10 protein-coding genes are annotated in these 10,395 nt (G+C 36.9%); 5 read left to right on the forward strand and 5 right to left on the reverse strand.

Annotation, left to right across the window (positions count from 1 at the left end; genetic code table 11):
- Window positions 1-354: 354 nt before the first annotated feature.
- Both VB694_RS10385 and VB694_RS10390 read right to left on the reverse strand, forming a co-directional pair.
- Window positions 355-2,556, reverse strand: coding sequence for an alkaline phosphatase PhoX (locus tag VB694_RS10385; RefSeq protein WP_323360240.1), 2,202 nt, complete (start codon window positions 2,554-2,556; stop codon window positions 355-357).
- A 357-nt stretch (window positions 2,557-2,913) separates the two neighbouring features.
- Window positions 2,914-3,516 carry a TIGR02466 family protein gene (locus VB694_RS10390; protein WP_323360241.1) on the reverse strand — a complete coding sequence of 201 codons (603 nt, stop codon included), beginning with the start codon at window positions 3,514-3,516 and terminating at the stop codon, window positions 2,914-2,916.
- A gap of 295 nt (window positions 3,517-3,811) precedes the next feature.
- Between VB694_RS10390 and VB694_RS10395 the strand changes: the two genes are divergently transcribed.
- Together VB694_RS10395 and VB694_RS10400 are read left to right on the forward strand one after the other, a co-directional pair.
- Window positions 3,812-5,176 carry a CHAT domain-containing protein gene (locus VB694_RS10395; protein ID WP_323360242.1) on the forward strand — a complete coding sequence of 455 codons (1,365 nt, stop codon included), beginning with the start codon at window positions 3,812-3,814 and terminating at the stop codon, window positions 5,174-5,176.
- Between the two features lie 190 nt (window positions 5,177-5,366).
- Window positions 5,367-5,582, forward strand: a complete 216-nt coding sequence (locus VB694_RS10400) for a hypothetical protein (protein WP_323360243.1) — start codon at window positions 5,367-5,369, stop codon at window positions 5,580-5,582.
- A 148-nt stretch (window positions 5,583-5,730) separates the two neighbouring features.
- Here VB694_RS10400 and hemF read toward each other — a convergent pair whose 3' ends face one another.
- Together hemF and VB694_RS10410 are read right to left on the reverse strand one after the other, a co-directional pair.
- On the reverse strand, window positions 5,731-6,768 hold the full coding sequence (gene hemF, locus VB694_RS10405; RefSeq protein WP_323360244.1) for an oxygen-dependent coproporphyrinogen oxidase: 1,038 nt from the start codon (window positions 6,766-6,768) through the stop codon (window positions 5,731-5,733).
- 288 nt (window positions 6,769-7,056) lie between these two features.
- The gene (locus VB694_RS10410) at window positions 7,057-7,290 is read right to left on the reverse strand and encodes a hypothetical protein (RefSeq protein WP_323360245.1); all 234 of its coding nucleotides are present in this window, start codon (window positions 7,288-7,290) and stop codon (window positions 7,057-7,059) included.
- Between the two features lie 205 nt (window positions 7,291-7,495).
- On the opposite strand from VB694_RS10410, the gene VB694_RS10415 reads away from it, so the two are divergent.
- The 3 genes from VB694_RS10415 to acsF all read left to right on the forward strand — a co-directional run bounded on the left by VB694_RS10415 (window position 7,496) and on the right by acsF (window position 9,520).
- On the forward strand, window positions 7,496-7,759 hold the full coding sequence (locus tag VB694_RS10415) for a hypothetical protein (RefSeq protein WP_323360246.1): 264 nt from the start codon (window positions 7,496-7,498) through the stop codon (window positions 7,757-7,759).
- 11 nt (window positions 7,760-7,770) lie between these two features.
- Window positions 7,771-8,199, forward strand: coding sequence for a type II toxin-antitoxin system VapC family toxin (locus VB694_RS10420; protein ID WP_323360247.1), 429 nt, complete (start codon window positions 7,771-7,773; stop codon window positions 8,197-8,199).
- Window positions 8,200-8,443: 244 nt separating this feature from the next.
- The gene (gene acsF / locus VB694_RS10425) at window positions 8,444-9,520 is read left to right on the forward strand and encodes a magnesium-protoporphyrin IX monomethyl ester (oxidative) cyclase (RefSeq protein WP_323360248.1); all 1,077 of its coding nucleotides are present in this window, start codon (window positions 8,444-8,446) and stop codon (window positions 9,518-9,520) included.
- A 55-nt stretch (window positions 9,521-9,575) separates the two neighbouring features.
- On the opposite strand, the gene VB694_RS10430 is transcribed toward acsF, so the two are convergent.
- Window positions 9,576-10,340 (reverse strand): Uma2 family endonuclease, encoded by a 765-nt coding sequence (locus VB694_RS10430; protein ID WP_323360249.1) that lies wholly within the window; start codon window positions 10,338-10,340, stop codon window positions 9,576-9,578.
- Between the last annotated feature and the right edge of the window lie 55 nt (window positions 10,341-10,395).

The following is a 10,395-nucleotide window of genomic DNA, read 5'->3' on the forward strand; positions in this document are numbered from 1 at the left end:
CTGAACCATATATTTAATGATCTCTGTTCTTGATTTTTACTTGTGGTACGATATTAAATTTCTCTGTATTCACTCACCAAACAAGCAAATCTAATGTGATCAAGAAGAGCTTATGTAAATGAATGAGAGAATTTAATAAACGCCAATAAGCGATATTTTCATGAGAAGATTAAGATAGAAATAACTTAGGTAAAACAAAAGGTTAAAATAAGTCGTAATCCATAAATTTCTCTTCTCTCTGTGTTCTCTGCGTCTCTGCGGTTAGTTCAAAAAATAAGATCCCCTACTTTTGATAAAAGTAAGGGATATGAGACTTTTTAAAAGTCAAAAATTAAAAATGAATGCTGTCTTTTTCTAAACAAAAGCGAAATTAGCAGCAGTCAAACTAGTAGTATTAACACCATTCAACATAGCAATAGTTGTTGCACCGATCGCAATGCTATTACCACTGAGAGTCAGGTCACTAAAGTCAAAACCTGCACCTTGACCAGAAATACCTAACACATCAGTACCCATCTCAAAATCAGCAATGGTGTTAGCAGCAGTTGGTAAATCACCATTAACGATCCAGAATTGGTCAGCACCTGCACCACCGGAAATTAAGTTACCACCACCTTCTTGAACAAAGAATTTATCATCACCATCTCCACCTAAAGCGCGACCATCTGCACCCAGGTAGAAGATATCATTTCCAGCACCACCAGAAATGCGGTATCCTGTAGCATCGGTAGCATCTATTTCATCATCACTACTACCACCAAAAGCACGGTCATCATTACCCACATAGATAATATCAGCACCGCTGCCAGTAAATACACGGTTGTTACCAGCTAAAATTCCACCAAAGGGAACATCTACTTCATCGTTTCCTGCACCAGTAAACACGATGTCATTGACTCCATCAAAGTCAATACCCGCAATTAACTGATCTGCATTAGAAGAAGTAGATACCAATTGAGAATCTTGAACTAAGGAAGCATTAGGAGCAACTAAGAACGCTAACTGTCCACCACGGACAAGGTTTTCGTTAGCAGTTGGAGTTCCATCCCCATTACCATCAATATTGGTGGCGGTGATGATAGTGCCATTGTTCAGTGTGCCAGCTTGCACATCGAAAATGAATAATTCACCAGGCTGATTCCCAAACAAATTGGAAACATCAAGAATACCAGAAGTTTCCCAGTTACCAAGGTCAGCAGGGTTAGAATCAACTTGACCAGAAGGAATACCTGAACGATCAACTTGTCCAATCCGGGTTAGAGTTGAAGAAGGATCAGCTACTGAAGGATCAAGTTTCCAGATTGAAGTTTCTTCGCCAGAAGTTGCACCAAATAAGGTCGAAGAAATAGCGCGATCTTCTTGAATGTAGATTTTGCCATCGTCAGCCCAGTCGAGGTTGTCAGGGCTACGTAGACCGAAATCTTTCTTATCAGCTTCATTAGCATCGTAGAGAATGTCTAATCTAGCAGTGATGTCTCCTGTATTGAGGTTACTAAAGTCAACGTCAACTTTGTAGGTTGTTCCCCAAGTATCAGCACCATCAAAAATAGATTCACGACCGGTTGAAGCTAGTACCGCTTGTGTACCATCTTGAGGATTGGTAGCAACATCTTCAGGACGAGAGAACAAAAATGCTTGGACATCTGCGGCTAATTTATCTTGTTGTGCTTGGGTAGCAAAGCCTTGAGAATCGTAACCAAGCTCAGTTTGAGCAATGGGAGTAGCACTAGCAAGGTCAGGGCGATAGTAGTCGATCTCTACAAATTTACCACCAGTGAAGTTGTTTGTACCGCTGAAGTCTCTAGGATCAGCTTCTATAGTGTCACTAGCATCGGCTGGATCATCAGCAACCCAAACAAATAATTCACCACCAACTAAACCATTACGCTCTAGGAAATTACCGCCAGAATTCTTTGTACCAACGTAAAGAATTAAAGGTGCAGGATCTCGATCATCTCCAATTAATATTGCAACTTTGTCAGTTGTGCCTGTGTCAAGTGTTGTCACATTTTCCCAAGCTGCGCGACCCAACCAAGGTAAAGCGTATAAAGTGTTAGTTGCAGTATCTAAGGCGAATTCTGAACCACCATCATTTTCTTCACCAGTAAAGAAAATACGATCAGCAAAACCTTTACCCGCACCAAATTCATGAGCTTCAAATAAAGCCGCAGAACAAAATCTAGCCAGACCAGCAAAATCTAAATCTGATGCTGCATCAACAACTTCACCTTGACGATTAATGATGGTGTCATAGGCTAGGCCAGAATCAACAATTTGCAATGTGCGCTTGTCAACATCAAAGAAGCTAACTCTTGCTCCAGGAAGTTGTGTACCATTTTTCAGGGTGTACTGATAACCAACGGCACTACCTAACTCGTGGTTGACAAGTAACCGAACAGTTGTATCGTTGAGCGAGAAAGCACCAATACCGTCGAGAATTCCGGGAGGAACATAGTCTCCAATCTTGTCACCAACAGTAAAAATAGGGTCAACTGTATAACCGTTTAAACCCTTCACTTGAGCAGGTTGGTTTGTATCGAATGGTGTATTAGTCATCAAAATCCTCGATTGTTTTTGTAGTGCTTACTAATCAAGTAAGTTCAATAGTTTGGCAAGAGCCGAAAAACCTAACTGATTGACTATAGAGTATTAAGCTTAGTTACCAATCTCACGAAAAGTTTAAGGAATAACTATGATTTAACTGTCTCTTGATTAAAGATTTAGCCCGAAGTTTAATTTTTGGTTATGAAGAGATTATGAATAATATTTACTCATTAGCGAAAATCAAAAACTGTTGAAAATTTATTTCCAGGCTTTTATTTAGTTGTTTAAATCTTCCAAAAATAAGGATTTTAGAGTTGGCAATACTCCAAAATCCCAACGCATAAAACTTACACAAGCATCACACTCAATTTATATTATTGGTACTATGCCAATATTAAAACTAATACAGACCCGATCTTCATTGCTCATATTCGTTTCAACGCCATGCAAAAGCCAACTGGGAAATATTAACATTGTCCCTTCACAAGCTTTGTAAGTTATTCTGGGTAAAGTCCAGATGTTAAACTCTACGGATGGTGGTAATATCATTTGTGATGCTGGTCGAGGATCACAAAAAAATATGCCTCCACAATTTTCAGGAGTTTTGAGATAGTAGACTCCGCTCAAGATAGAATTTGGGTGATTATGTACAGAGTTGCTCGCAAATTTACGATTAATAATTGACCAACAAGTTGTGATTTTGAGGCTGAATTTATGTAAATCCCATTGTAAAAAGGTGGCAACTTCCAAAATATTTTTATTGATTATTGGTGTCAAGTTGTAAAAGCTCTCTCTCTCATGTAAATTATCCACACTGTGCCATCCCAGTATATTAGACCACCGCTCACCCTTGCTATCCCGACTCTCTTCTTCATAGATAGTTTGCAATAGTAGGGGATTTAGTTGTTGGTAATTTTCTACTGGAAAATGCCAAACGGATGTGGGAAACCAATCATTTCTAGAACCAGGCATAATTTTTTATACGATCAGGTGCAAATTTAATATAATTATTAATATAATTAATTCTGCAATGTAAGTATGAATTAGGCTCAAGTCCTTTTGCCTTCTGCATCCTGTTTTATCCCAACGACAAATATTTACACCCACCTCATTACCAAAAGATTAAAGGAAGATTAATTTCTGTTAAATATAAAGTTAAAATATATGGGATAAAATCATTTAATTCGAGATATACTAGGAAACTTAGATACAATTTCTGAAGTCTTTCCAGATTAAAGCTGATTGATTTGTATTTTGGAGTAGTTTAATGTTTCACAATCAATGGAAAAAAGGAATTACTTTCTTTTTATTATTGGTTTTTGTGTTTTTAAGTACAATTACCTGTGGTATTCTTCTAGAAAATCAATCTGCTTATGCTGTCAAGGATGAAGATTGGAATAGGTTTCTCAAAAACAAAAGCTTTATTGAGGCTGTAAATGAAGTTGAGAAACATTGGGAAAGAGACTATGAAGAATATTTTGCTCAAAATTTAGCGGATTTTACTTTAACGGCTGAAGATATAGCTCAGACACTTTCTAAATTATCTCAACAAACTGCCACACAAACTGCTGTTATCTGGATATGGCCACGAGAAACGCAACTGCAATTAGTAATTATTACTCCTGGAAAAAAACCACAGGTTTATAGTGTTACTGAAGCTGATAAAAACAATTTAATGGATGTTGTTAAACAGCTAAATGTTGCCATTACTAGTCCTAGCAGACGTAGAACTAAAGCTCACTTACAACCAGCCCAAACACTATACAAGTGGATGGTCAAACCATTAGAATCTACTCTAGAAACTGAAAAAATAGACACCATCCTTTTTTGTTTAGGAATTGGTTTACGGACTCTACCCATAGCCGCATTACATGATGGAGATCAGTTTTTAGTAGAAAAGTATGCGATCGCTCGCATTCCTGCTTTTAATTTGATGAATTCTAACTACAAAAAAACTAATTATTCGCAAGTTTTAGCAATGGGAGCATCGGAATTTTCTCAACAGGAATCTTTACCAGCAGTACCAGTGGAATTGAATGAAATTACCCAAGATTGGGGTTCAAGTAAGCAATTTATCAATCAAGAATTTACCCTCAAAAATTTCCAAGCACAACGAAAAAAACAGCCTTTTAAAATTGTTCATTTAGCTACCCACGCAGAATTTAACCCAGGAAAACCCAATCAGTCTTATATTCAGTTCTGGGGTAATGAAAAAATCAGATTAGACGAAATCGAAAAGTTGAATTTGGACAAACCACAAGTAGATTTACTAGTTTTAAGTGCTTGTAGAACTGCATTGGGAGATCAAGAAGCAGAGTTGGGTTTTGCAGGGTTAACGGTTAAATCAGGAGTAAAATCTGTTTTGGCCAGTCTTTGGAATGTTAGCGATATGGGAACTTTGGCTTTGATGACTGAATTTTATCAGCATTTGCAAGAAATACCACTAAAAGCCAAGGCGTTGCAAACGGCACAAGTGGCTATGCTAAAAGGAAAAGTTGGTTTAAAAAAGGGTAAGTTACAGGGATCTCGTGCAAGTTTACAACTCCCATCAGAATTAGCAAAATTGGGAGATGAAACTTTTTCCCACCCTTATTATTGGTCAGCTTTTACAATTATTGGTAATCCCTGGTAACTTATTCTGCTAAATTGTTTAAAAGTTGAATATCCCTGACTTTTTTGTGAAGTTGGGGATTTTATTATGAAAATATTTTTTGTTCATAAATAAATTTTGATGATACAATATATCTAAAGCTTTTTGGAATCTCCGCTTCGTAAATCTCCTGCGCTTGTAGAAATAATTACCACCTCCTCAAATTATTCTCATGAAACGTATCACATCTGTTCTTCTCGCTACTGTAATAGCGTCTATGTCCGTGTTGGGTATTGTTGAAAATGCTGATGCACATTCTCGTTATCGTCGTCAGACAACTACCCATGTCAGACGTTATCGGACTTGCACTGGCAGAAATCGTTATAGATATTATCGTGGTAGGTATTACAGATGTCGTTACTATAGACGCAATAGAAGACATCATTAATTAGCCATTTTTTAAGTTGGCTTAGGCAGTCGCAACGCAGCAAAATTTGGCGTTGCTGATTTGAGGTATGAACGTGATTTTTAATGATGTGAAAAACTTTGTAGAGACGTTCCATGGAAAGTCTCTACACCTAAAATCATACTTGCTTTCAGCAACGCCTAAAACCACTAGCCCATTCTTGGGGTTGTAAAAATACTTTGGTTAGTTCTTCTTCAGGACTGCCTGGTTCTGGTTGATAACCATATTCCCAGCGTGTTAAAGGTGGTAAGGACATTAAAATTGATTCCGCTCTCCCATTGGTTTGTAAACCAAATATTGTTCCCCGGTCATAGACTAAATTAAACTCTACATAACGACCTCTGCGGTATAATTGAAATTGACGCTGGCGATCGCTATATTCTGTATTTTGTCTTCTTTCGGCTATTGGTAAATAACTTGGTAAAAATGCCTTACCGCAAGACTGCACTAGGGCAAATACATCTTCCCAACTATGATTTATTCTGCCTATTTGTTGGCTATAAACTGCCGCCGGACTATTTGTTTCTGAACCAGCATACAAATTACCATTAGCATCTTGATAGTCAAAGAAAATACCACCTATTCCCCTTTGTTCTTGACGATGGCGTAAATAAAAATATTCATCACACCAGCGTTTATAAGTAGGATAATATTCTGGATGATGCTGATCACAAGCATTTTTTAATGTTCTATGAAAATGAATTGCATCTTCCGCAAAAGGATAATAAGGTGTTAAATCTGCACCACCACCAAACCACCAAATTGGACCAGCTTCAAAATAACGATAATTTAAATGTACTGTGGGTACATAAGGGTTACGGGGATGCAGTACCATTGATGTACCTGCTGCATAAAAACCATGTCCCGCAGCTTCTGGACGCTGGGTTAAAATCGCTGGAGGTAATGTATCTCCCCAAACTTCGGAAAAGTTGACTCCACCTTGTTCAAATACTCTTCCTTCCCGAATTACGCGAGTCCGTCCTTCTCCACCTTCTGCACGTTGCCATATATCTTGATGGAATTTAGCTTGTCCATCTAGTGCTTCCAAGCCTTGACAAATCTCATCTTGTAAAGCTAATACAAACTGTTTTGCTCTTTGTCTTGAATCTGTAGGTATGCTGTTATTGATTGGAGGTGGTGTAACTAATACGCTTTTATTCCCCGTCATAATTGAAAACCGCTAATATGCAAAAATCTATTGCTGATTAATAACTATAGAGTTATTAAAGCAGGAAACTATATTTTGTTAAAAAACTTAATAAATTATCGGGATAAATGACTGAAAGGCTTATTTAGCGTAACTTTTTTGCTGTGATGCCAAAAAAATAAAAACTATTTATATTATATGGCGATCGCATTTTCCATAACCACAGAAAAGCGATACATCAATTTTAACATTTTCCCACAAACGTAGGGGTTTAGCATTGTGCTTTACCCCTACTACAACTACAACGCTTTAAGCACTAACTAAATAATAATTATCGGCATCAGAAACACCAGAACTGCTAATTGAATAAAATCCTTTGCGAATAGCAGAACCCAATGGAGCATTTTGTTCCCACATCCAAAAACCATTTATTGCACCTGCACTATTACGTCGGTATCCAGCAAAAATTCCGGTATGGTTATATGTACCATAATAACTGTTATTTCTACCAGCAAAAGTGGCCATCGCAGTACCTACTGGCATAGATATAACACTAACAATAGAAGTCAAAACCCATACTAATTAGGGCTTACAGATATTTATAAGTATTATTACGTATTTTCGGTAATTTACCGAAATGGATATAGATGATTATATGAATTATTTGTAAACCGAGATTCATCATTTCCAAGCATGGCAGTAGATATAATAGAATATGGAATGTAGAGATCCATTACACAAAACCAAAATGATATCTATCAACCTAGATCGAGAAACGGAAACCTACCTAGCAGAAATTATTACTCAAGAGAATACTACGTCTGAAGAACTGCTAAAAAAACTAATTTATCAACATTGGCAAACAATAAAACCTTGTCAAACTCTAGCTCAAAGACGAGGAAAACATCCAGACAACCTATTACAAGATGCTGATCCTGATTTGTCATTACGAGAAAATCGTAAAAAGATCATTGCGGAACATATCCAAAACCATTATCAGAAATCTAAATAGAAATATAAATAATGAAGGACTATCCTCCCCATATTCTTACTGATAGTAGTATTTTGGTTGCTTACTACAGCTTACAAGATAATTATCATAAATCTGTTTGTAAATTTTTTGAACAATGTTCAAGTGAACTAATTACTACCATTCCTTGTGTGACTGAAGTCATGTATCTTTTGAGTAAAGATTATCGGACACAAAATGAATTTCTCAACGATTTAGCTCAAAAACTTTATCGTTGTATTCCCCTAATACCAGAAGACTTTACTCGAATTAGACAACTAAATGAACAGTATGCAGACTTACCAGGAGATTTTGCTGATTTGTCATTAATTACTATCTCTGAACGTCTCAATATTTCAGCAATCATTACATTAGATAGTGATTTTGATATTTACCGTCGTTATCGAAAACAACCTTTTGAAAGAGTGTATTTAACTTTATAAATTAGTGTCATACAGCTTACAGTTACCTGAATAAACAAAAACTTGATCACAAAACTTCATAAACTCTTGCCGTTAATTCATAAAAATACAATTACTGAAATCCTTACTCACAAGCCTTTTCAGTTTAAAACAACCATGAAGTTGTCCTAGCTTAACAAAACTTGCCAATCAAAGACTAGCCAAATGAACAGAGCTAATATAACTTATTAGTTATCTAAGTATTTAGCTAATCGAGAGAGGAATCATGGTTCAGAGCGTATCCCCATCAACCATTAAAGCTCCCAAAGCTGGAATTAAACAGCCTAGTAAGGAAACAGCCCTTACTCCTCGGTTTTACACCACAGACTTTGAAACAGCAGCAAATTTAGACCTTTCAGCCCAAGAAAGCGAGTTACAAGCACTATTAACAGAAATGCGGACTGACTATAACCGTCATCATTTTGTTAGAGATGAGGAATTTGAGCAGTCTTGGGAACATATAGAGGGAGAAGCAAGAAAAGCTTTTATTGAATATTTAGAACGTTCTTGTATTTCTGAATTTTCAGGATTTTTATTATTTAAGGAATTATCACGGAAGGTAAAAGAAAAGAATCCTTTATTAGCAGAAATATTTCAATTAATGGCGCGTGATGAAGCCCGTCATGCTGGATTTTTAAATAAAGCAATGGGTGATTTTAAACTATCTTTAGATTTGGGTGAAGTGACAAAAACTCGCACCTATACATTTTTCCCTTTGGAGTGGGTGCTTTACAGTGTTTATTTATCAGAAAAAATTGGTTATTGGCGTTATATTATAATCTTTCATCATCTGCAAAAACATCCAGAACATCAGTTTTATCCTATCTTCCGTAAATTTGAAAGTTGGTGTCAAGATGAAAACCGACATGGGGATATTTTTAAGGCTTTATTGCGATCGCAACCCAAACTCTGGAATAATTGGCAATCAAGGTTATGGAGTCGCTTTTTCTTGTTATCTGTATTTGCTACTCACACTTTGACAGTTCACGAAAGAAGTAGTTTTTATGATTTATTAGGACTGGAAGCGACAAAATTTGATCAAGATGTCGTTCGTAACACTAATGAAACTGCGGGAAGAGCTTTTCCAGTGATGTTAAATACTGAACATCCCCAATTTTTCCCCCGGTTACAAAAATGCTCAGACTACAATTTACAAATCTCAGAAATTGAACGCAGTTCTCAACCTAAATTAGTGAAATTGCTGCGTAAAGTTCCTTTATTTATGGGCATTATTGGGAATTTATTATTAGTTTATTTAATTAAACCCATTGATGCTGAAAATTTGCGGGGAACTGTACGTTAAAGTAAAAGATCCCCAACTTTTTAAGAAGTCGAGGATCTTGGAATCTGAATAGAAGTTAGTCAGAAATGCCAGCATCTCGAAGGCATTTCTCTAACTCTTCCAAGCGTTTTAAGGCATTTTCTTTTGCAAGTCGTTCTTGGTTAACTTGTTGTTGAGCATTTTCTTTAGCAAGTCGTTCTTGCTGTACTAACTCAGAACCCCAAAGTAGCAAATTACCGTCTTGATCCCACCAGCGTAACCAATAACCTTGACGGTTTTCGCGTTTTCCTTGCCAAACACCAATAAATAATTCCATTTCAGTTAACCAGTAACGGTTATTTTCATCTGAGGAACTCAATTTATAATGCCCTTTATCATCTAATTGATGTACTTCCAACTCACCGCTATTTGGTTCAAAAATAATGTAGTTAGGAACTTGTAAAACCTGTTCATAATAAAACCATTTTCCGGGAGGATAGGTGTGTTTATTAGAATATTCACTTCCATCTGTATCTGAAAGAAATTCCATCACCACCGCAGGAATTTGTCCCTGTTTATGGGGGGTGTAACTGCGTTGGATTTGCTCTCTAGGTACTGTAATTTGTGGCACGTAAGCCCAGTCAGGTGCTTTGATGACAAATTTACCATTTACTGTGGCACAGATGCCGTAATTGGTGGTAGCGATCGCATTTTCTGGCAGCTTACCAGCTAGTTCTAGGCTTTCCGTCAGTGCTGCTGCTAGACTGGGTTGATTGACATTATCCACGGGTTCATCGTCTAAAACGAAGTCTTCGGGTAAGAGTTCCCAGGTGATGTTGGTGGTCGAAGCACTTACAACCATAGGAAACACAAATAAGGGATTAAACTCTAGTATAGCTTGTCACGGATATAGGGAT

Origin of the sequence: Anabaena sp. UHCC 0451, assembly GCF_034931405.1 — a bacterium.
GTDB lineage: Bacteria > Cyanobacteriota > Cyanobacteriia > Cyanobacteriales > Nostocaceae > RDYJ01.

What these genes read in the sequence shown, in the direction of transcription:
- VB694_RS10385 (WP_323360240.1), bottom strand. Translation starts at nt 2,556, where the DNA reads ATGACTAATACACCATTCGATACAAACCAACCTGCTCAAGTGAAGGGT.
- VB694_RS10390 (WP_323360241.1), bottom strand. Translation starts at nt 3,516, where the DNA reads ATGCCTGGTTCTAGAAATGATTGGTTTCCCACATCCGTTTGGCATTTT.
- VB694_RS10395 (WP_323360242.1), top strand. Translation starts at nt 3,812, where the DNA reads ATGTTTCACAATCAATGGAAAAAAGGAATTACTTTCTTTTTATTATTG.
- VB694_RS10400 (WP_323360243.1), top strand. Translation starts at nt 5,367, where the DNA reads ATGAAACGTATCACATCTGTTCTTCTCGCTACTGTAATAGCGTCTATG.
- hemF (WP_323360244.1), bottom strand. Translation starts at nt 6,768, where the DNA reads ATGACGGGGAATAAAAGCGTATTAGTTACACCACCTCCAATCAATAAC.
- VB694_RS10410 (WP_323360245.1), bottom strand. Translation starts at nt 7,290, where the DNA reads ATGCCAGTAGGTACTGCGATGGCCACTTTTGCTGGTAGAAATAACAGT.
- VB694_RS10415 (WP_323360246.1), top strand. Translation starts at nt 7,496, where the DNA reads ATGATATCTATCAACCTAGATCGAGAAACGGAAACCTACCTAGCAGAA.
- VB694_RS10420 (WP_323360247.1), top strand. Translation starts at nt 7,771, where the DNA reads ATGAAGGACTATCCTCCCCATATTCTTACTGATAGTAGTATTTTGGTT.
- acsF (WP_323360248.1), top strand. Translation starts at nt 8,444, where the DNA reads ATGGTTCAGAGCGTATCCCCATCAACCATTAAAGCTCCCAAAGCTGGA.
- VB694_RS10430 (WP_323360249.1), bottom strand. Translation starts at nt 10,340, where the DNA reads ATGGTTGTAAGTGCTTCGACCACCAACATCACCTGGGAACTCTTACCC.